The organism is Streptomyces sp. SAI-170, assembly GCF_049739565.1.
In the GTDB taxonomy this organism is placed as follows: Bacteria; Actinomycetota; Actinomycetes; order Streptomycetales; family Streptomycetaceae; genus Streptomyces.
On record NZ_JBMGQD010000001.1, the window covers coordinates 4,839,175 to 4,862,425 of the forward strand.

The 23,251-nt window shown below is 72.6% G+C and carries 18 protein-coding genes and 1 pseudogene; 16 read left to right on the forward strand and 3 right to left on the reverse strand.

Annotated elements, in window-relative coordinates:
- Positions 1 to 82 precede the first annotated feature (82 nt).
- From RKD23_RS21680 to RKD23_RS21715, 8 genes are all read left to right on the forward strand, one after another.
- Positions 83 to 1,327: an IS701 family transposase gene (locus RKD23_RS21680; RefSeq protein ID WP_424855161.1), complete on the forward strand. Its 1,245-nt coding sequence runs from the start codon at positions 83 to 85 to the stop codon at positions 1,325 to 1,327.
- Positions 1,320 to 1,979: a histidine phosphatase family protein gene (locus tag RKD23_RS21685; RefSeq protein WP_404041944.1), complete on the forward strand. Its 660-nt coding sequence runs from the start codon at positions 1,320 to 1,322 to the stop codon at positions 1,977 to 1,979. Before RKD23_RS21680 ends, RKD23_RS21685 begins: the two co-directional genes overlap by 8 nt.
- Before the next feature lie 182 nt (positions 1,980 to 2,161).
- The gene (locus RKD23_RS21690; protein WP_404041945.1) at positions 2,162 to 2,608 is read left to right on the forward strand and encodes a nuclear transport factor 2 family protein; all 447 of its coding nucleotides are present in this window, start codon (positions 2,162 to 2,164) and stop codon (positions 2,606 to 2,608) included.
- Complete coding sequence (locus RKD23_RS21695) at positions 2,608 to 3,021, forward strand: nuclear transport factor 2 family protein (RefSeq protein WP_424855162.1); 414 nt, start codon at positions 2,608 to 2,610, stop codon at positions 3,019 to 3,021. Before RKD23_RS21690 ends, RKD23_RS21695 begins: the two co-directional genes overlap by 1 nt.
- A gap of 110 nt (positions 3,022 to 3,131) precedes the next feature.
- Entirely contained in the window at positions 3,132 to 3,506 is a 375-nt protein-coding gene (locus RKD23_RS21700) for a nuclear transport factor 2 family protein (RefSeq protein ID WP_424855163.1), read from the forward strand.
- Positions 3,507 to 3,511: 5 nt separating this feature from the next.
- Entirely contained in the window at positions 3,512 to 5,110 is a 1,599-nt protein-coding gene (locus tag RKD23_RS21705; protein WP_424855164.1) for a GMC family oxidoreductase, read from the forward strand.
- Positions 5,103 to 5,534: a VOC family protein gene (locus RKD23_RS21710; protein ID WP_424855165.1), complete on the forward strand. Its 432-nt coding sequence runs from the start codon at positions 5,103 to 5,105 to the stop codon at positions 5,532 to 5,534. Before RKD23_RS21705 ends, RKD23_RS21710 begins: the two co-directional genes overlap by 8 nt.
- Positions 5,535 to 5,579: 45 nt before the next feature.
- A complete protein-coding gene (locus tag RKD23_RS21715; protein WP_424855166.1) occupies positions 5,580 to 6,224 on the forward strand; it encodes an NADPH-dependent F420 reductase in 645 nt (214 codons plus the stop codon).
- A gap of 485 nt (positions 6,225 to 6,709) precedes the next feature.
- Here the strand turns inward: RKD23_RS21715 and RKD23_RS21720 are convergent, their stop codons facing one another.
- Together RKD23_RS21720 and RKD23_RS21725 are read right to left on the reverse strand one after the other, a co-directional pair.
- Complete coding sequence (locus RKD23_RS21720; protein ID WP_424855167.1) at positions 6,710 to 8,137, reverse strand: MFS transporter; 1,428 nt, start codon at positions 8,135 to 8,137, stop codon at positions 6,710 to 6,712.
- A 43-nt stretch (positions 8,138 to 8,180) separates the two neighbouring features.
- Positions 8,181 to 8,630 carry a nuclear transport factor 2 family protein gene (locus RKD23_RS21725; RefSeq protein WP_404041952.1) on the reverse strand — a complete coding sequence of 150 codons (450 nt, stop codon included), beginning with the start codon at positions 8,628 to 8,630 and terminating at the stop codon, positions 8,181 to 8,183.
- 345 nt (positions 8,631 to 8,975) lie between these two features.
- Here RKD23_RS21725 and RKD23_RS21730 point away from each other — a divergent pair, with 345 nt between their 5' ends.
- The gene (locus RKD23_RS21730) at positions 8,976 to 10,910 is read left to right on the forward strand and encodes an MFS transporter (protein ID WP_424855168.1); all 1,935 of its coding nucleotides are present in this window, start codon (positions 8,976 to 8,978) and stop codon (positions 10,908 to 10,910) included.
- A 14-nt stretch (positions 10,911 to 10,924) separates the two neighbouring features.
- Here the strand turns inward: RKD23_RS21730 and RKD23_RS21735 are convergent, their stop codons facing one another.
- Positions 10,925 to 12,526, reverse strand: a complete 1,602-nt coding sequence (locus RKD23_RS21735; RefSeq protein ID WP_424855169.1) for a Na+/H+ antiporter — start codon at positions 12,524 to 12,526, stop codon at positions 10,925 to 10,927.
- A gap of 338 nt (positions 12,527 to 12,864) precedes the next feature.
- Here RKD23_RS21735 and RKD23_RS21740 point away from each other — a divergent pair, with 338 nt between their 5' ends.
- The 7 genes and pseudogenes from RKD23_RS21740 to RKD23_RS21770 all read left to right on the forward strand — a co-directional run bounded on the left by RKD23_RS21740 (position 12,865) and on the right by RKD23_RS21770 (position 23,217).
- Complete coding sequence (locus RKD23_RS21740; RefSeq protein WP_404041955.1) at positions 12,865 to 13,701, forward strand: type 1 glutamine amidotransferase domain-containing protein; 837 nt, start codon at positions 12,865 to 12,867, stop codon at positions 13,699 to 13,701.
- Between the two features lie 82 nt (positions 13,702 to 13,783).
- Positions 13,784 to 15,457 (forward strand): thiamine pyrophosphate-binding protein, encoded by a 1,674-nt coding sequence (locus RKD23_RS21745; RefSeq protein ID WP_424855170.1) that lies wholly within the window; start codon positions 13,784 to 13,786, stop codon positions 15,455 to 15,457.
- Positions 15,458 to 15,491: 34 nt separating this feature from the next.
- A complete protein-coding gene (locus RKD23_RS21750; protein WP_404041957.1) occupies positions 15,492 to 16,088 on the forward strand; it encodes a DJ-1/PfpI family protein in 597 nt (198 codons plus the stop codon).
- Positions 16,089 to 17,070: 982 nt separating this feature from the next.
- Positions 17,071 to 19,090: pseudogene (locus RKD23_RS21755) on the forward strand (alpha-1,4-glucan--maltose-1-phosphate maltosyltransferase).
- A complete protein-coding gene (locus RKD23_RS21760; RefSeq protein WP_424855171.1) occupies positions 19,087 to 20,574 on the forward strand; it encodes a maltokinase N-terminal cap-like domain-containing protein in 1,488 nt (495 codons plus the stop codon). The pseudogene RKD23_RS21755 and the gene RKD23_RS21760 overlap by 4 nt, the downstream one beginning before the upstream one ends.
- Positions 20,575 to 20,633: 59 nt before the next feature.
- Positions 20,634 to 22,913 carry a 1,4-alpha-glucan branching protein GlgB gene (glgB, locus tag RKD23_RS21765; protein WP_424855172.1) on the forward strand — a complete coding sequence of 760 codons (2,280 nt, stop codon included), beginning with the start codon at positions 20,634 to 20,636 and terminating at the stop codon, positions 22,911 to 22,913.
- On the forward strand, positions 22,903 to 23,217 hold the full coding sequence (locus tag RKD23_RS21770) for a hypothetical protein (RefSeq protein ID WP_424855173.1): 315 nt from the start codon (positions 22,903 to 22,905) through the stop codon (positions 23,215 to 23,217). The genes glgB and RKD23_RS21770 overlap by 11 nt, the downstream gene beginning before the upstream one ends.
- Positions 23,218 to 23,251: the final 34 nt, after the last annotated feature.

Sequence of the window (23,251 nt, forward strand, 5' to 3'; positions counted from 1 at the left end):
CGGTCCCTCCCTCCCAACCCCCCCGCCGCGAGGGAGGGACCGGGCCCGCGCGGTTGCCGCGCCCCGACCCAGAAGGATCGATGTGGCCACGATTCTGCGACTGCCCGAGTCCAGGCCGGGGACCCGCCAGGACCGGATCTCCGACTACTGCCAGGACCTCTTCGCCCACTTCGCCCGCTCCGACCAGCGCCGTTGGGGCGAGGTCTACCTGCGCGGGCTGCTGCACGTGCGGGGCCGCAAGACGCCGGTGAACATCTCGGAGCAGGTGCTCGGCACCCGTACGGTGCAGCCGCTCCAGCAGTTCATCAGCCAGAGCACCTGGGAGTACACCACGGTGCGCCGCAACCTCGCCGAGCGGCTCGGCAGCCAGGTCGAGCCTCAGGCCTGGGCGTTCGACGAGGTGGTGTTCCCCAAGCACGGCGCGTACTCGGCCGGCGTGGCCCGCCAGTTCGTGCCCTCCCTCGGCAAGGTCGTCAACTGCCAGCTGGGGCTCGCCACTTCGCTGGTGCACCGCTCGTGCACCCTGCCCGTCAACTGGCATCTGCTGCTGCCGCGCCAGTGGGACAACGACGAACGGCTGCGCGCCAAGGCCCACATCCCGGCCGAGGAGCGCCACCGCCCGCGCTGGACGTATCTGCTGGAGTCCGTCGACCAGATGCTGCAGGACTGGGACGTCCCGCCCGCACCCGTGCTGGCCGACTGGCGCTTCGAGCCGGACGTGTCGGACCTGCTGTGCGGCCTGGAGCACCGGGGCCTCGGCTATCTGATCCAGGTCGGCGCCTCCACCCGGCTGCCCGTCCAGCCCGCCCCCGGCCGTACGGTGCTCACGCCGGTCGGCGACCTCGTGCGCGACTTCATGGCGCACGGCGAGCAGACCGTCCTGGAGTGGTGCGAGAGCCCGGGCGGGCGGGCCCGGCCCTCCCGGTTCCAGGCGACCCGGCTGCCCAGCGCGGGCGTGCCCCGGCGCGGGGCGCCGTACGGCACCCGGCCGCTGCCGCGCCATCTGGTGGTGGAATGGCCGTTCGGGCGGCAGGGCCCGCGCACCTACTGGGTCACCGACCTGCCGCCGGAGCACCTGCCGCGCACCGTCGAACTGGCCGAGCTGCGCAGCCACGCCAGCGCCGGCTGCGACCGGCTGCGGGACTACGGGCTCTCCCACTTCGAGGGCCGCTCCTTCCGCGGCTGGCACCACCACGTCACCCTCGCCTCCGCCGCGCGCGGCTTCCACGCGCTCGGCGAGTTCGGTGCCGCCCGCGCCCGCCGGGCCGAGTCGGGCTTAGGTCTGTTCCGCACCGACCTGCCCGAGGAGGAACGGCTTCATGGCTGACCTGCTGCTGCTCAGGCACGGTGAGACCACCTGGACCCGCACCCGCCGGCACACCGGCCGCACCGACGTCCCCCTCACCGACCGGGGCAGGGAGCAGGCGCGCCAGGCCGCGGGGCTGCTCGCCGGACGGCGTATCGCCCTCACCCTGGTGAGCCCGCTGGAGCGGGCCCGGCACACCGCCCGCCTCGCCGGGCTGCGCGCGGTGGTCGAGGAACCCGATCTGCACGAGTGGGACTACGGCGGCTACGAGGGCCTGACCAGCGCCGACATCAAGGCCGAGCGGCCCGGCTGGAACCTGTGGAGCGACGGTGTACCGCCGGGCGACCCGCAGCATCCCGGCGAGTGCCCGCAGGACGTCGGCGCCCGGGCCGACCGGGTGCTCGCCCGGGTCGGCCCGCTGCTGGACGGCGCCGGAGACACGGGCGATGTGCTGCTCGTGGCCCACGCGCACATCCTGCGGGTGCTCACCGCCCGCCGGCTCGGGCTGCCCCCGGCCGGCGGGGCCCACTTCCGGCTCGACACCGGCGCCCTCGGGGTGCTCGGCGCCGAGCACGGCAGGCCCGTCGTCACGGCCTGGAACCTCACCGGTCCCGCCGTGGCGGCGCCCACCAGCAAGGACCGCTGGCCGTGGCCGAAGGTCCTGCAATTCTGAAAAGCCGCGACAAAGCCACAGTAGGGCACGGGACTTGCGACAGTACCGCCCCCGCCGGGAACACCACTTCTTTCCACCCGGCAGCCCGTGTCTACTGAATCCGGCGGAACTTCGGAATTCCTTTCACGGCAACTCGTACCCCGAATTCCGCAACGACAGTTCACCTGAAGGGAAGCAGTGAAATGGCAACTGCAGTTGCTTCGAACACCGAAGTCATCAAGCGGATGTACGCCGCGTTCCACGCCGGCGACATGGACAAGCTCCGCAACGAGGTGTACGCGCCGAACATCACCTGGTACATGCCCGGCCAGCACCCGCTGTCCGGTCTGCACGACGGCATCGACCAGGTCATGGCGTTCAACGCCGCCCTCGCCAAGGCCGGCATCACCGTCGACAACCTGCACGTCGGCGAGCTGGACGACGGCACGGTCGTCGAGAAGCACCTCGGCCACGGCCACGCCGACGGCGTGGACTACCTCTTCCCCACCTGCACCTCCTACCGCGTCGAGAACGACCGGATCGTCGAGGTCCGGGTGCACGCCGGCGACCCGCACGCGGTCAACGAGTACATGTGGTCCCGCTACAGCCTGAAGGCGCTGCCCGAGCGCCTGGCGGACGGCCAGGTCTGATGGCCGCCGCCCAGGTCCTCGACCAGGACCGCGTCCGCGCCGCGTACGCCTCTCTGGGCAGCGGCGACCGAGCCGTCATCGAGCAGTACTGGTCCCCGGAACTGACCTGGGAGACCGCGGGGAATTCCCGGGTGTCCGGCACCTACAAGGGCATGGACGAATTCCTGGGATTCCTCGGCACCATGGGCGAGATATCGGCCGGATCGCTCGCCATGGAATTCCGCACCATCGTGGTCGACGGTGACGTCGCCGTGGCGGTCACGCACAACACGGCGACCCGAGCGAACGACGCCGACCGCGGCATGGACATCGAAGAGGTCCACTTCCTGCGCTGGCGGGACGGCCGGATCGTTCAGGGCCGCGGCGCCATGTTCGGCACCGGCACCGGCGACTTCGAGCAGTTCGTGGCCTGAAACGGCCGCAGGCGTTTCCCCGACCGGTGTGGCCGGCCCCCTGCACCCGGGGGCCGGCCACACCGGTCGGTCCATCTCCACCCACCCACGAAAGACGCCGGGAGGCTCCTGTGGACACCAGAGGTGTCATCGAGCGGTACTACGAACTGGCCAACAAGGGCGACTGGTCCGCCTGGACCGACCTGTTCGCCGAGAACCAGGTGATGGACGAGCAGCTGGCCGGGCACGTCGAGGGGCAGCAGACGCTGCGCGACATGATGACCGGGTTCCCGGACATGTACGCACGGTTCCAGAACGTGCCCCGGCACATCGTCGTCGACGGCGACCAGGCCGCCGTGGTCTCCCACATCTCCGCCGCGACCCACACCGGCGCGGAGATCGAGGCCGACGTGGCCAACTACTTCCGTGTCGAGGACGGCCGCATCGTCTACATGTCGAACCACCACGACACGGTCCCGTTCCTGCCCGTGACCGCCGGGGCGTGAGGCCCATGGCCACCGTGGAGGAGTTCGACTATGTCGTCGTGGGGTCGGGCACGGCCGGATCGGTGCTCGCCCGCCGCCTCACCGAGAACCCGGACGTGCGCGTTCTGCTCCTGGAGGCCGGCGGGCCGTGGATCCCGTCCGGCGTCGACGCCGCGCCGGCCTGGGTCACGCTGCTGGGATCGCCGGTGGACTGGGGATACCAGAGCGTTCCGCAACCGGGGCTGAACGGCCGCGTCACCTATGAGCCGCGCGGCCGGATGCCCGGCGGCAGCAGCAACATGTACATCATGATGCACGTCCGGGGGCACCCCTCGGACTTCGACAACTGGGCCTACCAGGGCGCCGCCAGCTGGCGGCACCAGGACCTGCTGCCCTACTTCCGCAAGCTGGAGTCGCAGGAGGACCCGGTCGAGGGCGTCAGCGGCACCGACGGCCCGCAGCGGGTCACCAACGCGGGCCTGCACGGGCCGAACCCGCTGTCGCGCACGTTCATCGACGCCTGCCTGGAACTGGGCTATCCCGAGACCCCGGACTTCAACGGGCCCGACATGCTCGGCGCGGGCTGGCACCACCTGGACGTGGTCGACGGCGAGCGGCGCGGCGTGCTGCGCTCCTACCTCGAACCCGCCCTGGACCGGCCCAACCTGACGCTGCGGACGAACGCCCAGGCGACCCGGCTGCTGTTCGAGGGAACGCGCTGTGTCGGGGTCGAGTACGTGCAGGACAGCCCCGCCGAGCCGGCCGGGGACGGCCGGCTGGTCACGGGGCGCGGCCCCGCCCCCGAGGGCACGGGCCCGCGCACGGTGCGTGCCGCGCAGGAGGTCGTCGTCTGCTCCGGCGCCATCGAGTCGCCCAAGCTGCTGCTGCTGTCGGGCCTCGGACACGCGGGCCGGCTCGCCGAGCTGGACATCCCCGTGGTCGCCGACCTGCCCGGGGTGGGGGAGAACTTCCACAACCACGTCCTCACCGGGCTGATCGCGGAGACCCGCGAACCCGTCGAGCCGCCGCGGCAGAACCTCTCGGAGTCCGCGCTGTTCCTCACCTCGCAGCACGGCCTCGACGCGCCCGACCTGCAGATCGCGTTCGTGCACGCGCCGTTCGACATCATCGTCGGGCAGCAGCACCCCAACGCCGTCAGCATCCTGCCCGGTGTCGTACGGCCGCTCTCGCGCGGCTGGGTCCGGCTGGCGAGTGCCGACCCGCTGGCCAAGCCGCTGGTCAACCCGAACTATCTGGGCGACCCGGCGGACGTCGAGCGGCTGGTGCAGGCCGTCGAGCTGAGCCGGGAGATCTTCGCGACCGCGGCCTTCTCGGGGGCACTGAAGGGCGAGCTGATGCCCGGCCCCGAGGTGCGGACCAGGGCCGAACTCACCGCGTTCGTACGGGAGCGCGCCGACAGCTACCACCACCAGGCCGGCTCCTGCCGCATGGGCATCGACGACCGTTCGGTGGTCGACCCGCGGCTGCGCGTGCACGGCGTCGACGGGCTGCGGGTCGTGGACGCGAGCGTCATGCCCGCGGTGCCGTCGGGCAACTGCCACACCGCCATCGCCGCCGTGGCGGAGCGGGCCGCCGATCTCATCAAGGAGGACTGCCGTGTCTGAGCCCACCCGCGTGCGCTGGTCGCACGTCGGACTGAACTGCGCGGACCTGGACGCCACCGAGGCGTTCTACACCCGCTACTTCGGCTTCGAGCGGGCCCGGGTCGTGGACCTCGGGGACGACCGCATCGTGTTCCTGCGCAAGGACGCGGCCTATCTCGAGCTGTTCCACTCCACCGTTCCGTCCGCCGGGCCCGGCACCGGGGACGGGCCGCAGGCGCCCGGCACCATCCGCCATCTCGCCTTCCAGGTCGACGACCTGGAGGCCTTCCAGGCCCTGCTCGGCGCGGACGTGCCGGTGACGCTGGGGCCGCTGCACTTCGACGACTTCATCGAGGGCTGGCGCACCGTGTGGGTCACCGACCCGGACGGGGTCGTGGTCGAGGTCAGCCAGGGCTACCGGGACGAGGCGTCCTCGGCGGCGTGACGCCCCAGGTCATCCATCACATCAACTCCCCAGGAGGGTTTCACCATGCCCGAGACCAGCACACCCCGCAGACTGGCCGTCATCGGCACCGGCAAGATCGGGCTGGCCGCCGGTCGGCTCTGGCTCGCCGCCGGCCACACCGTCGTGTTCGGCTCGCGCGACCCGGCGAGCAAGGCCGAGCAGATCGCTTCGTACGGCGAGCGGGCTGGGGTCGCGACGCCGCGGGAGGCCGCCGAGGCCGCCGACATCGTGATGCTCGCCGTGCCGGGCGAGTCCGTCGACGAACTCGTCGACGAGATCGAGGACGCCCTCGCCGGGAAGATCGTCATCGACGCGACCAACCAGCTCGCGTACGTCGACGGCCGCTGGGCCTCCGCGCTGCCGGCCGGCCTCACCGAGGGCCGCCGCATGGCGGACCGGCTGACCAAGAGCTCGGTCGCCCGCGCCTTCAGCCACATCCCGGACGAGCTGCTCTTCCCGCGCGGCACCGAGCAGGCGCTGTACTGGGCCATGGCCATCGCCGCGGACGACGCCGCTGCGCGGCGGACTGTCTCCGAGCTGGTGCGTGATGCGGGCTGGACTCCGGTCGAGCTCGGCGGGCTCGACGACTCCGCGCCTCTCGACCCGGGCGGGTCGGTCTTCCACCTCTTCTACAGCGAGAACGAGATGCGGGACGTCCTCGCGGCGTAACGCTCCGCGCGGCAGCAGCGCCCTTCAGCTCCTCACCCCCTTTGTGCGGGGTGGGGAGCTTCGGCGTGTGTCCCTGTTGTTTGGAACAGGGTGTCGGCGTACAGGTCCCGGGGCTCCGCCCCAGACCCCGCCGGGGCTCCGCCCCGGACCCCGACCTTTGCCCACCCACCGCCCGTGACGAGTCGGCCAAGAGGTGGAGCCCCAGGGCGTTGGCCCCCGGCCTGTTCGGGGCCCGCGGCCCGTGACGAGTCGACCAAGTGGCGGAGCGTCAGGGCGTTGCCCCCAAGAGGTGGAGCCCCAGGGCGTTGGCCCCTCGGCCCTCGGGCCGCACTGCCCGTGACGAGTCGGCCAAGCGGTGGAGCCGCAGGGTGTACGCCGCCCGGCCCCCGCCCCCTCGCACCCCCACCTCCCCCTGCCGCTGGGCAAGAAGAAGGGCCGCCCGGGAGGGTGGCCGGGCGGCCCTGTGTAGGGGGTGATGGGGATGCTCAGGAGGTTTCGCGGCGGCCGAGGAGGGCCGGGAGGGCGATGATGACCGCGCCGACCGCTGCCACGGCGCCGCCCGTGAGGAAGGCGGTGTGGTAGCCGGAGAGGATGTCGTCGGGGGAGGTGCCGGAGGTGACGGCGTTGGCGACCGTGACCAGCGCGGCGACGCCGATGGAGCCGCCGATCTGCTGGGCGGTGACATTGAAGCCGCTGGCGATGCCGTGCTGCTCCTGCGGGACGCCGGTCATCGAGGCCGCCGTCATCGAGGCGAACGCGAGACCCTGGCCCACGCTCATCACGGCGACGGCGGGGAGGATGTCGATCCAGTAGTTGCCGTCCACCGGGGTGCGCGCCCACAGCACCCCCACGCCGACCGCGATGAGCAGCAGGCCGGCCGCCATCAGCGGACGCTGGCCGATGCGGGCCATGTTCTTGCCGGCCGCGTTGGCCGCGAAGATGATGATGACGCCCATCGGCACGATCGCCGCGCCGGACTGCAGCGGCGAGTAGCCGAGGATGCCCTGCATGTACAGCGGGGCGTAGAAGAGCATGCCGAGCAGCGGGGTGAAGAAGGCGATCGCGCACAGCGTCGCGGCCCGCACCGGCGAGGAGCGGAAGATCGACAGCGGCAGCAGCGGCTCGGCCGTACGCCGCTCCCACGCCACGAACCCGACCAGCAGGACGACCGCGGCGACCAGCGAGGTGACGACGTCCCACGCCGACCAGCCGACGGACGAGGCGCGGCTGACGCCGTACACGGCCAGGGTGAGGCCCAGAGTCACCGCGACCGCGCCGACGAAGTCCAGGCGCTGCGACCCGCGGGTGCCGGCCGGCAGCACCGCGCGCACCGCAAGCAGCACGGCAAGACCGATGGCGGTGCTGACGACGAACACCGAGCGCCAGCCGAACGCGTCGGTCAGCAGACCGCCGAGGATCAGGCCGCTGCTGAAGCTGGAGGCGCCCACCGCGGTGTAGATGGCGAGTGCCTTGTTGCGCTGCGGCCCCTCGGGGAAGATCTGGGTCACGAGGGCGAGCGAGGCCGGCCCGGACAGTGCCGCGCCGAGGCCCTGGCCGGCCCGGGCGGCGATGAGGACGCCGGTGCTGGGGGCGAGCGCCGCCACCACCGCGGAGACCGCGAACAGGCCGACGCCCGCGGCGAAGCACAGCCGGCGGCCGAGCACGTCGGCGGCCCGCCCGCCGAGCAGCAGGAAGCCGGCGAACGCGACGGCGTACGCGGTCATCGTCCACTGCAGCGTGGCTTCGCTCATGGACAGGTCACGACCGATCTCGGGCAGGGCCGAGTTGATGACCGCGACGCTTCCGGAGTCCAGGGCCAGGGCGGCGGCCAGGATGACGAGTGCCGCCCAGGGCCGCCGTGAGGCGTCGGGAACGGCGGCAGCCGTCTCCGAGGACGAAATGGTGCTTGTCACAGATTCTCCTTGGGGAGTCGGTCCAGTTGCCGGCCTCGGCCGGTCAGAACAGCTCGGGGGTGTCGCCCAACGGCACGAAGGAGTTGACGACGTACGTCTTCAGCAGCGGCCGCCCCGTGCTCAGGTCGAGCTCCCAGGACTGGTCGGCCTCGAACTCGAGGCGCTGACTGTCGGGCTGCGGCGGGTTCCACACACTGGTCTGCCAGTTGACGACCACATGCACGCGGGCGTTGTCGCCGTCGATCTCCACGTCGGCGACCTCCACCCGGTGCGCCTCGTCGAAGAACCGGCCGGTGACGGTGTCGTACCAGCCGGAGAGGCCCTTGAGGTCGGTGACCGTCGTCTCGGGGAAGACGAAGCGGATCTCGTCCTCCGCGAGGTACTCGGTGACCTTCTCGAACGGGACGTGCCGGTCGAGTGCCACGTACCAGTCGGCCACGTACCGCTGGATCTCCTCGACACCGACCGCGGTCTGCTGGGAAGTACTGGGCATCGTTCTCACTCCTGTTCGCGCCGGACGGACTGCACAGCTGACGGCCTCATTCGACCGCCGCCCCTGTGGGCATCGCTCCCGTCCGGGCGTTGGCAGCCGCACTCCCCGCACTCACCGCGAGTACTGCGTCAACTCGCCGGTAAAACCCAGTCAGACGCGAAGCGGAATCGATCAACCGCCGCAGTTCACAAGGGATGTGACGCACTCTCGCCGCCCGCGTCCCACAGTGCGCACAGCACCCCCGTGGCCACCCCGGAAGGCGGTCGTCCGTCCGTATGTTCCTGTCCGCGAACATCTCCGACGTGCCGGGAACGCGCCACGAACGCCCTGGAAAAGGTGACGCCCATGAGTGCCTCCACCGCCGGCCCGCCACGCGAGAGGGCCCGCCTCGCCGTCGTCCTGGCCGGGGCGTTCATGGCCGTCCTGGACGTGGCGATCGTCAATGTCGGCATGCCGGCCATCCAGGCCGATCTGCACACCACCTTCGGCGCGGTCGCCCTCGTCGTCTCCGCGTACACGCTGCTCTACGCGGCCCTGCTGGTCACCGGCGGCCGCCTCGGCGACCTCCACGGCCGCAAGAGCGTGTTCCTCACCGGCCTCGGCGTGTTCACCGCCGCCTCCGCCCTGTGCGGGCTCGCCCCCACCATCGAGGTCCTCGTCGCCGCCCGCGCGGTGCAGGGCGTCGGGGCCGCGCTGCTGTACCCGCAGGTCCTCGCGATCCTCCAGCTCACCCTCGACGGCGAGCGGCGCGCCCGCGCCCTGAGCACCTTCGGCTGTGTGATCGGCGTCGCCGTCATCGCCGGGCAGCTCGTCGGAGGCATGCTGCTCGCCTGGGACCCCCTGGGCCTCGGCTGGCGGCCGGTGTTCCTGCTGAACGTGCCGCTGGGGCTCGCCACCCTCGCGGCGGGCCGCAAGCTGCTGCCCGCCGACCGGCCGGGGGAACCGCACCCGCACCTCGACTGGGGCGGCGCCGCGCTGTCCGCGCTCACCCTCGCCCTGCTCATCGTGCCGCTGCTGCTGGGCCGGGAGGCCGGCTGGCCCGCCTGGACGTTCGGCGCGCTGCTCGCCGTGGCGCCGACGGCGGCCTGGTTCCTCGCGCACGAACGGGCCGTCGACGCCCGCGGCGGCACGCCCCTGCTGCGCACCGCCCTGTTCCGCGACCGGGCCTTCGCCCGCGGGGTGCCCGTGGCGGCCCTGTTCAGCTTCGCCTACTTCGGCTTCCTGCTGCTGCTCTCCGTCCATCTGCAGATCGGCCTCGGCTTCTCCGCGCTGCACGCTGCCCTCGTCCACGCCCCGGCCGCCATCGGCTTCTTCGCCGGCTCGCAACTGGCCCCGCGCATGGTCCGGTTCCTCGGCCGCCACACCCTGACCACCGGCTATCTCCTCGCCGCCACGGGCCTGCTCGCCACCGCCGCCACCGCCCTGGCCGCCGGCGCGGACCTGTCCGGCGGGGAGCTGGCCCTGCCGCTGCTCCTCGTCGGCGTCGGCCAGGGCCTGGGCATGACCCCGTTGATCGGTACGGTCATCGGCTCCCTGCCGCCCCGCGACGCCGGGGCCGGCGCAGGCGTGGTCGCCACCACCCTCCAGCTCGGCAACGCTCTCGGGGTGGCCGTGCTGAGCCTGCTCTTCTTCGCCGTCCTCGGCGACGACACCTCACCGGCCCGGCACGCGACGGCCTTCGCCACCGTGCTGCCGCTGACCGCGGTCGCCTTCGTCGGCGCCGCGCTGCTGGTCACCCGCCTGCCGCGGCGCACCCCCGACGGCGGCGGCAACGCCCTGCTGGAGCATCTGCCGGGCCATGCCACCGGGTTCGCGTACTCGATGTATCTGATGACCGGCGGCCGGGTCGGCGACCGGCTCTTCCACCACGTCCTCGAACAGGTCGCGCGCCAGCGGGCCCGCCGCGCCGAGCAGGCCCCGCAGGCGCCCGGCGCGTTCCTCGCCTACCACTTCGACCAGGCCAGGCACGACACCGCGTGGCTCGTCTACCTCACCCGGGAGGCGCTGTCCTTCGCCCACCGGCCCGTCCCGCACGAGAAGGAGCGGGCCGCGGTGCTGCGGACCCAGGTGGAGGAGATCCGCCGCCGCCAGGCCGAGGGCGCCGTACGCCCCGACCTGGACCCCGAGCTGCTGCGCCTGGTCGGCTTCGCCCTCGCCAACTACCCCCGCATGCTGCCGCAGATCACCCGCATGACCACCGGCCTCGACCCGGACGACCCCCGCTTCGTCGAGCGCTGGGAGGACCTCCTCACCCAGCTCGGGCAGTCACTGCGGCCCTGACAACGCGGACGTACCTAGTGCTCGGTGTCCCGCCGGTAGGTCGCCGCCTCCTCCAGGTCGAGCCGGCGCAGCAGGGTGCGCAGCATCTCGTCGTCGATGCGGCGCTCGTCGCGCAGCCGGACGAACACCCGGCGCTCGGCCTGGATCATCTCCCGGGACAGCCGCCGGTAGGTCTCGTCCACGGACTCCCCGGTCGTCTCGTTGACCGTGCCGAGCCGCTCCCACACCGCGTTGCGGCGCCGCTCCAGGACCGCCACCAGCTGGCCCGCGGCGGTCTGGGGCAGGATGTTGTGGTCGTGGGCGAGCAGTTCGTCCAGCCGTTCCTCGGCCGCCTTCGAGGCCTGGGCCTGCGCCTCCGCCTCGACCAGCGCCTCCGCATGGGTGTCCCGCCCGGGGATCTTCAGCATCTTCACCAGCGGCGGCAGTGTCAGCCCCTGCACCACCAGGGTGCCGATCACCGTGGTGAACGACAGGAACAGCACCAGATTCCGCCCGGGGAAGGGCTCGCCGCCCTCGATGGTGAGCGGGATCGAGAAGGCGATGGCCATCGACACCACCCCGCGCATGCCCGCCCAGGCGACGACGAACGGCCCCCGCCAGGTCGGGTTCGCCTCACGCCGTCTGATCCGCGCGAACACCGCGCGCGGCAGGAAGGTCGCGGGGTACACCCACACGAACCGCACCGCGACCACCACCACGAACAGCGCCACCGCGTACCAGGCCGCCCGGACGCCCTCGTACTCGCCGAGTCCGCCGAGGATCACCGGAAGTTGCAGCCCGATCAGCGCGAACACCACCGACTCCAGGATGAAGCCGACCATCCGCCACACCGCCTCCTCCTGGAGCCGGGTCTCGAAGCCGACCTGCCAGTTGCGGTGGGCCAGGTACAGCGCGACCACCACCACGGCGAGCACGCCCGAGGCGTGGATGCGTTCGGCGGCGGCGTACGCCACGAACGGGATCAGCAGCGACAGCGTGTTCTGCAGAAGGGGCTCGCGCAGATGGGTGCGCAGCCAGTGCAGCGGCCCCATCAGCAGCAGGCCCACGGCGATCCCGCCGACCGTGGACACCGCGAACTCCTCCACGCCCTGAAGCCAGGTGGCGCTCTCGCCGGCCGCCGCCGCGAGCGTCACCTTGAACGTGGTGATCGCCGTCGCGTCGTTCACCAGCGACTCGCCCTGCAGGATCGTGGTGATCCGGGACGGCAGCCCGATCCGGCGGGCGATCGCGGTGGTGGCGACCGCGTCGGGCGGCGCGATGATCGCCCCGAGCACCAGCGCCGAGGTCAGCGGCAGATCGGGCACCAGCAGGTACATCACATAGCCCACGGCCAGCGTCGCGAAGAGCAGATAGCCGATCGACAGCAGCATGATCGGCCGCAGTTGCGACCGCAGGTCCAGGTACGAGCTGTCGACCGCGCTGGAGTGGATCAGCGGCGGCAGCACCAGCAGCAGCATGATCTCGGGCTCGAAGGCGTACTCCGGTGCGCCCGGTACGCAGGCGACGGCGAGACCGCAGGCGACGAGCAGCAGCGGCGGCGGCACCGGGGTCCGGCGGGCGACGCCCGCGATCGCCGCGCTTCCCGCCACCAGTAGCAGCAGTGGCAGTACGTCCATCGGCCTCGGCCCCCCAATTCGCGGTCGGTCCTGGCGTCACGTGTACCTGGCGGTGCCTGGGCGGTGGGGGTGGGCTGGTGTGCGGGGCGGTATTCGGTCAGGTCGGTGTGTGTACTACCGGCCATCGCCGTTGTGTGTGCTCGTTGTCGCCGGCTGTCTGTTCGTCGTGGTTGCTCGCGCCGTTCCCCGCGCCCCTGAAAGACCTCCATGTGGCACAACCCTGGCGTGGAGGTGACGTTCTGCCAGGCCCCAGGGGCGCTGACCCTCGGGTTCAGCACCGGGCGGCTGTTAGACACCGAAGGGGTCAACACCTCCCGAAACGAAGGAGATCACCTCCGATGGCGAAGAAACGCGTCCTCATCGTCCTGTCCGAATACGGCTACTGGGGCGAGGAACTGCTCGGCCCGCTGGAGACGTTCGACGAGGCCGGCTACGAGATCACGTTCGCGACACCGACCGGCAAGCGGCCGGTCGCCCTGCCGCCGAGCATGGACCCCGAGTACATCGACCCGCCGCTCGGCCGCTCCGTCACCACCACCGAGGTGGCCAACAAGGTCAGGGCGCTGGACAACTCCTCCCGGCTGGACAATCCCCTGAACCTGTCCTCCTGGCTGCCGGACCGCCCCTACCGCTCGCGCACCGACTTCCTGCGCGCCTGGGAGGACTACAACACCCGCCGCGAGCACGTCCAGGCGCAGGTCGCCGACCGCTACGACGCGCTGCTCATCGTCGGCGGCAGCGGACCCATCGTGGACCTCGCCAACAACTGGCGCGTCCACGACCTCATCCTCGCCTTCCACAACCTCGACCTGCCGATCGCCGCCGAGTGCTACGGCGTGGCCTGCCTGGCCTTCGCCCGCGAGCAGGACGACCGGGCCAGCATCATCGCCGGCAAGCACGTCACCGGGCACTGCATCGAGTACGACTACAAGGACGGCACCGGCTTCATGGGCACCGACTTCGTGATCGGCCCGCCCCCGTACCCGCTGGAGTACATCCTGCGGGACGCCACCGCCCCCGGCGGCGCCTACCACGGGAACTTCGGCAAGGAGACGTCGGTGATCGTCGACTACCCCTTCATCACCGGCCGTTCCACCCCCGACTCCTACCTCACCGGCCAGAAGGTCGTGGAGGTGCTGGAGCAGGGGCTGCGGCAGTGGGGCTTCAAGGCCTGAGCCACCGCCGACGTCACGGGCGGCGCGCTCGGCGTCGCCGCCCCTGTCCCCCACCCCCTCACCCGGAAAGAGGCGCACACCCATGGCCGCCAGCAGGCCCGCCCGCGTGGCGATTCTCGAACAGTTCCAGGCCGACGGCATCCGCCACATGTTCGGCAACCCAGGGACGGTGGAGCAGGGGTTCCTGGACGAGCTGCGGGGGTTCCCCGACCTGGAGTACGTGCTGGGCCTGCAGGAGGCCGCGGTCGTGGGCATCGCCGACGGCTACGCACGGGCCACCCGCAAGCCCGCCCTGATCCAGCTGCACTCCGGTGTCGGCCTCGGCAACGGCATCGGCATGCTCTACCAGGCGATGCGCGGCCACGCCCCGCTCGTCGCCGTCGTGGGCGAGGCGGGTCTCGCCTACGACGCCATGGAGGCGCAGATGGCCGCCGACCTGGTGGGCATGGCCCGCCCGGTCACCAAGTGGGCCACCCGTGTCGTCGACCCGCGCTCCACGCTGCGCACCCTGCGCCGTGCCCTGAAGACCGCGGCGACCCCGCCGTACGGCCCGGTGCTCGTGGTGCTGCCCGCCGATGTGATGGACGCCGACACCGATGAGCCGGCCGTCCCCACCTCCTACCTGGACACCGTCACCAGCCCCACCATGGAGGCCGTCCAGGAGGCGGCCCGGCTGATCGCCGACGCGCGGCGGCCGCTGGTGATCGCCGGCGACGGGGTCCACTTCTCCGGCGCGCAGGACGAACTGGCCCGGCTCGCCGAGGTGTGGGGCGCCGAGGTGTGGGGCGCCGACTGGGCCGAGGTGAACCTGTCGGCCGACCACCCCTGCTACAAGGGGCAGTTGGGCCACATGTTCGGCAGCTCCAGCAGCAAGGTCACCTCGGCGGCCGACGCCGTCCTGCTGTGCGGCACGTACGCCCTTCCCGAGGTCTACCCGGCCCTGGACGGGGTGTTCGCGCCCGACGCGCGGATCGTCCATGTCGACCTGGACAGCGCGGCGATCGCCAAGAACTTCCCCGTCGACGTCGGTTTCGTCGCCGACCCCAAGCAGACGCTGGGCCTGCTGGCCGCCGCCCTGCAACGGCACATGACCGGGGAGCAGCGGGCCTCGGCGTCGGCCCGTACGGCGCGCTTCGCGGAGGAGAAGGCGGCCGAGCGGGCGAGGGCGGACGCACCGGAGTCGGGGGAGGAGCAACTGCCGCTCTCGGCATCGGCGTTCGCCCGTGAACTGGCCCGTCAACTCCCCCCCGACGCCATTCTCTTCGACGAGGCGCTCACCGCCTCCCCGGGCATCTTCCGCCACCTTCCGCCGACCACGCCCGGCAACTGGTTCCAGACCAGGGGCGGTTCGCTCGGGGTCGGCATCCCCGGCGCGATCGGGGCCAAGCTCGCCCATCCCGACCGTACGGTGGTCGGCTTCACCGGCGACGGCGGCAGCATGTACACCCCGCAGGCGCTGTGGACCGCCGCGCGGTACGACATCGCCGCCAAGTTCGTCATCTGCAACAACGGCCGCTACAAGCTGCTCGACAACAACATCACCGAGTACTGGCGGACGGTCGGCGTCGAACAGCACGACTTCCCCGACCTGTTCGACCTGAGCCGCCCCGCGATCGACTTCAGCGCCCTGTCCGCCGCGCTGGGCGTGCCCGCGGTCCGGGTGGAGAAGTACGACCAGGTCGCCCCGGCGATCACCGAGGCCCTGGCCCACCCCGGACCGTTCCTCATCGACCTGGTCATAGGCCGGGATTCCTGAGAAGGAAACCCGAGAAGGAAAGGAGGGGACTGAAGTGCGCCTGCACGGACAGAAGGTAGCGGTCCTCATGGAGAGCGACTTCTACGAACCGGAAATCCTGTACTACCAGCGGCGGTTCGCCGAGGAGGGCGCCCGCGTCCACTTCCTGACCAGGCTGTGGGGCAACGAGCGGATCGTCTTCCGGGGGCATGAGCACCGTATGCCGTTCACCGTCAGCGAGTCCTTCGAGGACATGGACGAGTACGCGCTCAAGGAGTTCTCCGCGGTCATCGTGCCCTCCGGCATGGTCGCCGACCGGCTGCGCTACACCGAGGACGTCGACAAGCTGCCCCCCGCCACCGCCTTCCTGCGCCGCGCGTTCGCCGACCCGGCCATCGTCAAGGGCATCATCTGCCACGGCATGTGGCTCGCCGCGCCGATCCCCCAGGTCGTCGAGGGCCGCCGCGCGGTCGTCCACAACAACCTTCTGGGCGACCTGAAGAACATGGGCGGCGTCTACGTCGACCAGGACGTCGTCGACGACGGCGACCTCGTCACCGCCCGCACCGGCGACCACTGCCACGTCTTCGCCCGCACCATCATCGACCGCCTCGCCCACCGCACGACCCGGCCGGGGCTGACGGCGGCGTGAGGCTGCCGCCGGCTGATCGGCGGGGGTGGGGTTCGAGTGGTCGGTTTGGGTTCGAGTGGTCAGGGTGGGGGCGGTGGTCCACGGTCGGCTGATCGGCCGGGAGCCGGGAGCCGGGGGCCGGGAGCTGGGGGCCGGGAGCCGGGGGCCGGGCGTCCGGTGGCGGCTGATCGGCCTGGTCGGGGCTCAAGAAGCCCCCGGGTCCGAGAGGTCATGCCGCCGGCTGCTGATCGGGCCGGCCGCCGTACGACATGTCCGGGCGGTGGGTGAAGGACCACTGTCGGCCGACCGGGCCGGCGGCCGTCCGCAGTTCACTGCCGTCGCCTGAACGAGTGGCCTCCGACCGACCGGCCTGCTCGCGGGATGAAGTCCCCGCGCGTGGACGGCCGTTCCGGTCGCCGTCCGAGGCGTCTGGTTGCCGTACGGCAGCCCTGCGGTCGGCGGAGACCGGACGCGGATGCGGGACTGCCCCGGCCGCCGCACGACCGGGTCGGCCGGTGCCTGAGAGGGCATGGCGGCCGTCGGCCAGGGCTCTGCCGCCGGCCGACCGACTCGGCAGCGGATGGCCGCGCATCCCCTCGGACGACCGAGCTCGTGGCCGACCGAAGCTCGCGCGGGGGTCCCCCATCGCGTCGCCGCCCTCCTCTGCCTTGCAGGCCCCGCTCGGCTCGGCCGAGAAGCGCAGTCCCTTTCAGCCGACCTGATCCGGAAGACAGGCCCTGGCCGCCGACTGGCCACGCCGACCGCCGTTCCCCCGCCCTCTTTCCGACAGCCCGCCCTCTTTCCGACAGCCCAGCTCCCTACGACAGGCCAACCCTCTCCGCCCAGCCCGTGTCGCGACCCGCCACCCGTCCCGTCGGCCCGAAGACCTCGCATGGCCCGACCAACCCACGACCTACCCGCACCCCCAAGCCAAGCCCTGCCCACCGCACCCCTGCCCCGCCCCCCGAAGGAGACCCGGACCATGACCGCCCAGACCGACGGGATGCCCTCGCTGCTTGTGGACGACGGGACGGAGGGGCCGGGGCCGGCTGTGGGGCGGATTCCGGTGGTGGAGGTGAGTCCGCGGGTGGAGGAGGGCCGGCGGCCGGCGAAGGCGGTGGTGGGGGAGGGGTTCATGGTGAGGGCCACGGTGTTCCGGGAGGGACACGGGGCCGTGGGGGCGCGGGTGGTGCTGAGGGATGCGCAGGGCAGGCCGGGGCCGGTCGTGCCGATGCGCGAGGAGCATCCCGGCACCGACCGCTGGAGCGCGGAGGTCGCCGCACCCGCGCCCGGCCGTTGGAGCTTCACCGTGGAGGCATGGGCCGACCCGCTGGCGACCTGGCGGCACGCCGCCGAGGTGTGGACGCACGCCGACCCGGACACCACGACGGCCCGTGACGAACTGGCGCTGCTCTTCGAGGAGGGCGCCCGGCTCCTGGAGCGCGCAGCCGAAGGGATACCGGGGGAGCAGGACCGGGCGGTCGTACGGGACGCCGTCGTTGGTCTGCGGCGCGGTGAGCTGCCCCCAGCCGAGGCGCTCGCCGGTGTGCTCGAGCGGCATCCGCTGCGGGAGCTGGTCACCGCTTCCGGCCCGCACCCCCTCCAAGTGGACCGCACCCGCGCCCTGTTCGGCTCCTGGTACGAGTTCTTCCCCCGCTCCGAGGGCGCCCTCCTCGACCCCGAAGGCCTGCGCCCACCGGTCTCCGGCACCCTGCGCACCGCGGCCGCCCGCCTGGACGCCGTAGCCGAGATGGGCTTCGACATCGCTCTATCTGCCGCCCATCCATCCCATCGGCACCTCCCACCGCAAGGGCCCCGACAACACCCTGACCGCCGGCCCGTACGACGTCGGCTCGCCCTGGGCGGTCGGCTCCGCCGACGGCGGGCACGACGCGATCCACCCCGACCTCGGCACCCTGGACGACTTCGACGCGTTCGTGGCCCGCGCCCGCCGGCTGGGCCTGGAGGTGGCGCTGGACTTCGCCCTGCAATGCTCGCCGGACCACCCCTGGGTGACCCGGCACCCGGAGTGGTTCGCCCACCGGGCCGACGGGACGATCGCGTACGCCGAGAACCCGCCGAAGAAGTACCAGGACATCTACCCGATCGACTTCGACACCGACTTCGAGGGCCTGGTCGCCGAGACGCTGCGCGTCCTGCGGCACTGGATGTCCCACGGAGTACGCGTCTTCCGCGTCGACAACCCGCACACCAAGCCGGTCATGTTCTGGGAACGCGTCCTCGGCGACATCGCCCGCACCGACCCCGATGTGCTGTTCCTCGCCGAGGCCTTCACCCGGCCCGCGATGATGCACACCCTCGCCAAGGTCGGCTTCCACCAGTCGTACACCTACTTCACCTGGCGCGACACCAAGCAGGAACTGACCGACTACCTCGGCGAGCTGACCGGCGAGGCCGCCGCCCACATGCGGCCCAACCTGTTCCCCAGCACTCCCGACATCCTGCCCGGCTACCTCCAGCACGGCGGCCGTCCCGCGTTCGCCGTGCGGGCCGTTCTCGCCGCCACCGCCTCACCCTCCTGGGGCGTGTACTCCGGCTACGAACTCTTCGAGAACACCCCGCTCAGAGAGGGCTCGGAGGACTACGCCGCCTCGGAGAAGTACCAGCTGCGGCCCCGCGACTGGGCGGGCGCCGAGGCGTCGGGCGACACCCTCGCGCCCCTGATCACCCTCCTCAACCGGTGGCGCCGCGCCCACCCCGCCCTGCAAGAGCTGCGCAACCTGCGTTTCCACGCCACCGACCACGACCAGATCCTCGCCTACTCCAAGCGCCGCGGGACGGACACCGTGCTCGTCGTCGTCAACCTCGACCCGCACCACGCCCACGAGGCCACCGTCTTCCTCGACCGGACCGCCCTCGGCCTCGGCGCCGACGACCCGGTGCCCGTGCAGGACGAGCTGACCGGAGCGTCGTACACCTGGGGCGGCGCGAACTACGTACGCCTCGACCCGCGGCACCAGGTGGCGCACCTGTTCACCGTCACCGCCGGGGAGCGGCGATGACCGCGCCCGCCGCGGCCGAGGCCTGCCCCACCTGTCTCGACGCCCGCACACTCGCCCGCGGCGACGAACTGCTCGGCGCCCTGCTGCCCGTGCTGCTGCCGTGGCTGACCACCCGCCGCTGGTACGCCCATGCGGCGGGCTGCCTCACCCGGCTCACCCCCGTCCGGTCCACCGTCGTGCACGAGGACGGCTCCGCCGCGCTGCTGCACACCCTGCTCGACGCCCACCACTCCTCGGGCGCCCGCCACCGCTACCAGCTCGTGCTCGGACTGCGGCCCGCCGTCCCGGCCGCCCTCGCACCCGCCGTCGTAGGCCGCGCGGAGGGGGGCCGCTGGGCCGGCTGGTGGCTGTACGAGGCGACCGAGGACCCCGCGCTGATGACCGCGCTGCTGCACCGGCTCCCGGCCGGGGACGACAGCACGGCCCCCGGCCCCCGGCTGACCCTGACCGGGGCCGTGCCCCTCACCGCCGCCGGCACGCCCCGGCCGCTGTCCGCCGAGCAGAGCAACACCAGCGTCGCCTACGGGGACCGGCTGCTGCTGAAGCTCGTACGGCAGCCCGCCGCGGGCGACCACCCCGAGACCGACACCCTGCGCGCGCTGACCGGCCACGGCTACCGCGGCACCGCCCGGCTGGCCGGCTGGCTGCACACCGAGGGTCCCGGGCTGCCCGCCACGGTCCTCGGCGTACTCACCGAGTACCTGCCCAACGAGGGCGACGGCTGGAGCCTGGCCACCGCCCACGCCGCCCGCTGCGTCACCGGCAGCTGCCCCACCGTCCCCGCCACCGGCGGCTTCACCGACGACGCCCGCGCCCTCGGCGCCGAGGTGGCCGCCCTGCACACGGCGCTGGCCGAGGTGTTCGGCCACCACCCCACGACCGGGCAGCGGGTCACGGACCAGGTCGCGCGGATGCGCCGCCGACTGCGCGAGACCGTCCGGGAGGTGCCCGGCCTGGAGCCGTACACGGGCCGGGTCCTGCGCCTGTACGACGACTACGCGGCGGTCGCCGAGCGCGGCGGGGCGCCCGCCTCCCAGCGCATCCACGGCGACCTGCACCTCGGCCAGGTGCTGCGCACCCCGGACGGCTGGAAGATCATCGACTTCGAGGGGGAACCCTCCCGGCCGCTCGCCGAACGCACGCTGCCCGAGCCCGCTCTGCGCGACGTCGCGGGCATGCTGCGCTCCTTCGACTACGCCGCCCAGGAGGCGCTGGACCGGGTCCGTGTCACGGCCGTGCCCGACGGACCGGTCCGGCCGCTGCACCGGGCCCGCCGCGGCTACGCCTGGGCCGTCCGCAACCGCCGCGCCTTCATCGCCGGCTACGCCTCCGCCGGCGGCCTCGACCCCCGCGTCCACCCCGTCCTGCTGCGCGCCCTGGAAGCGGACAAGGCGGTCTACGAGGCCCGGTACGAGGCCGAGCACCGCCCCGACCGGCTGACCGTCCCCCTGGCCGCCCTCACCCGCCTGACCTCAGGCCGCTGACCGCTGACCGCACCACCACCCCTCCGCTCCCGCCCACCGAAATGTGAGGAACCATCACCGTGAGCCTGCCGCCCCCGGCCCGCACCCTGCCCCGGCGTCCGCAGCCCGCCCCGCCCGCCGCCGAGGAGACCGACCGGCTGCTCTCGGGCCGTCACCACGACCCGCACGGCGTGCTCGGCGCCCACCGCGTGGCGGACGGCGTCGCGGTGCGGGTCCTGCGCCCGCTGGCGGAACGCGTCGCCCTGCGCTTCGGCGACGAGGAGGTGGAGCTCGTCCACGACCGGGACGGACTGTTCACCGGCCTGCTGCCCTGGGACGAGGCCCCCGACTACCGCATCGCGATCACCTACGCGGGCGGCCTGGAGTACGAGCAGGACGACGCCTACCGGATGGCCCCCACCCTCGGCGAGCTCGACCTCCACCTGATCTCCGAGGGCCGCCACGAGCAGCTGTGGCGGGCCCTCGGCGCGCGGGTGGTCACCCTGGACGGGGTGACCGGCACCGCCTTCGCGGTGTGGGCCCCGAACGCCGTCGGGGTCCGGCTCAGCGGCGACTTCAACGGCTGGTGCCCGGGCGGGCACCCGATGCGCTCCCTCGGCAGCAGCGGCGTGTGGGAGCTGTTCGTGCCCGACGTGGGGGCCGGTACGCGCTACAAGTACGAGATCCACACCCGCGACGGCCGCGTCCTGCACAAGGCCGACCCGCTGGCCCGCTCGGCCGAGTGCCCGCCCGCCACCGCCTCGGTGGTGCACGACTCCGCCCACACCTGGCAGGACGCCGACTGGCTCGCCCGCCGGGCCGCGACCCCCGCGCACGAGGCCCCGATGTCCGTCTACGAGGTGCACCTGCCCTCCTGGCGGCCCGGCCTCACCTACCGCCGGCTCGCCGAGCAGCTCCCCGCCTACGTGTCCGGCCTGGGCTTCACCCACGTGGAGTTCCTGCCCGTGATGGAGCACCCCTTCGGCGGCTCCTGGGGCTACCAGGTGACCGGCTTCTACGCGCCCACCGCCCGCCTCGGCACCCCGGACGACTTCAAGTACCTGGTCGACGCCCTCCACCAGGCCGGCATCGGCGTCATCCTGGACTGGGTGCCCGCGCACTTCCCCAAGGACGACTGGGCCCTGGCCGCCTTCGACGGGCAGGCGCTGTACGAGCCCGCCGACCCGCTGCGCGCCGAGCATCCCGACTGGGGAACCCTGGAGTTCGACTACGGCCGCCCGGAGGTGCGCAACTTCCTCGTCGCCAACGCCGTGTACTGGTGCGAGGAGTTCCACATCGACGCCCTGCGGGTGGACGCCGTCGCCTCCATGCTCTACCTCGACTACTCGCGCGGCCACGGCGCCTGGACGCCCAACGAGGACGGCGGCACCGAGAACTGGGCGGCGGTGCGGTTCCTTCAGGAGCTGAATGCCACCGTCTACCGCCGCTGCCCGGGCGTGGTGACCATCGCCGAGGAATCCACCGCCTGGGACGGCGTGACCCGGCCCACCGATGTCGCGCCGCACGGCCGCGGCGGCCTCGGCTTCGGGCTGAAGTGGAACATGGGCTGGATGCACGACACCCTGCTGTACCTGGCCCGGCAGCCGGTGCACCGGGCCTGGCACCACCACGAGCTCACGTTCGCGATGACGTACACCTACTCGGAGAACTTCCTGCTGCCGCTCTCCCACGACGAGGTCGTGCACGGCAAGGGCTCCCTGGTCGCCAAGATGCCGGGGGACTGGTGGCAGCAGCGCGCCACCCTGCGGGCCCTGTACGGCTTCATGTGGGCCCACCCGGGCAAGCAACTGCTGTTCATGGGCCAGGAGTTCGCCCAGGGCGGCGAATGGGACCACGACAAGGGTCCGCAGTGGTGGGCGCTGGACGAGGACCGGCCGGCCGGCTCCGACCACCGCGGGGTGCGCGACCTGGTCCGCGACCTCAACCACGGGTACCGCGCCGAGCCCGCCCTGTGGCAGCTCGACTCGCATCCGGCAGGCTTCACCTGGCTGGCGGCGGACGCGGCCGCCGACAACGTCATCGCGTTCGTACGCCGCTCCGCCGCGGGCGAGCCGCTGGTCTGCGTCAGCAACTTCTCCCCGGTGGTCCGCGAGGGCTACCGCATCGGCCTGCCCCGCCCCGGCCGCTGGCACATCGTGCTCGACACCGACGCCCCGCGCTACGGCGGCAGCGGCTCGGCCACCGCTCCGGTCATCGCCGACCCGGCGCCCTGGCAGGGCCAGGACCACAGCACGCTGCTGACCCTCCCGCCCCTGGCCACCCTGTGGCTGAGCCCCCGCCTCACCGAGGCCGACGCCTCCTCGGCGGAGCCGGACAAGGACCTCCACCATGAGGACTGAGACCACAGGCCTCGCGCCCGGCCTGCGCGGCCCGGTGCCGCAGGCGCTCGACGCGGCGGCCGCCCACCGCCTCGGCGCGGTCCGCGCTCGGCCGATCGGGGCGCCACGGACTGCGGCGGCCCGTGCCATGCGCGAGTCCTCGCCCGCGCCGGGGGACGGGCCGGCCGCCACCCTCGGCGACGGGGCGCGGTTCGGCCCACGGGCTGCCGTCACCGAACCCGGTGCCGCGGCTGAACGCCGAGGCCTCACCGCGGACCGGGTGCGCCGGCCGACCGACCGTGTACTCGGCACGAGCTCGGACTGAGCGGCGACGGCGGGGACGGCCGTGACGGGCCGGC

Bases quoted from the DNA above. Each gene is read 5' to 3' on its own strand.
- RKD23_RS21685 (WP_404041944.1), top strand. From the start codon at position 1,320: ATGGCTGACCTGCTGCTGCTCAGGCACGGTGAGACCACCTGGACCCGC.
- RKD23_RS21690 (WP_404041945.1), top strand. From the start codon at position 2,162: ATGGCAACTGCAGTTGCTTCGAACACCGAAGTCATCAAGCGGATGTAC.
- RKD23_RS21695 (WP_424855162.1), top strand. From the start codon at position 2,608: ATGGCCGCCGCCCAGGTCCTCGACCAGGACCGCGTCCGCGCCGCGTAC.
- RKD23_RS21705 (WP_424855164.1), top strand. From the start codon at position 3,512: ATGGCCACCGTGGAGGAGTTCGACTATGTCGTCGTGGGGTCGGGCACG.
- RKD23_RS21715 (WP_424855166.1), top strand. From the start codon at position 5,580: ATGCCCGAGACCAGCACACCCCGCAGACTGGCCGTCATCGGCACCGGC.
- RKD23_RS21725 (WP_404041952.1), bottom strand. From the start codon at position 8,630: ATGCCCAGTACTTCCCAGCAGACCGCGGTCGGTGTCGAGGAGATCCAG.
- RKD23_RS21730 (WP_424855168.1), top strand. From the start codon at position 8,976: ATGAGTGCCTCCACCGCCGGCCCGCCACGCGAGAGGGCCCGCCTCGCC.
- RKD23_RS21735 (WP_424855169.1), bottom strand. From the start codon at position 12,526: ATGGACGTACTGCCACTGCTGCTACTGGTGGCGGGAAGCGCGGCGATC.
- RKD23_RS21740 (WP_404041955.1), top strand. From the start codon at position 12,865: ATGGCGAAGAAACGCGTCCTCATCGTCCTGTCCGAATACGGCTACTGG.
- RKD23_RS21745 (WP_424855170.1), top strand. From the start codon at position 13,784: ATGGCCGCCAGCAGGCCCGCCCGCGTGGCGATTCTCGAACAGTTCCAG.
- RKD23_RS21760 (WP_424855171.1), top strand. From the start codon at position 19,087: ATGACCGCGCCCGCCGCGGCCGAGGCCTGCCCCACCTGTCTCGACGCC.
- RKD23_RS21770 (WP_424855173.1), top strand. From the start codon at position 22,903: ATGAGGACTGAGACCACAGGCCTCGCGCCCGGCCTGCGCGGCCCGGTG.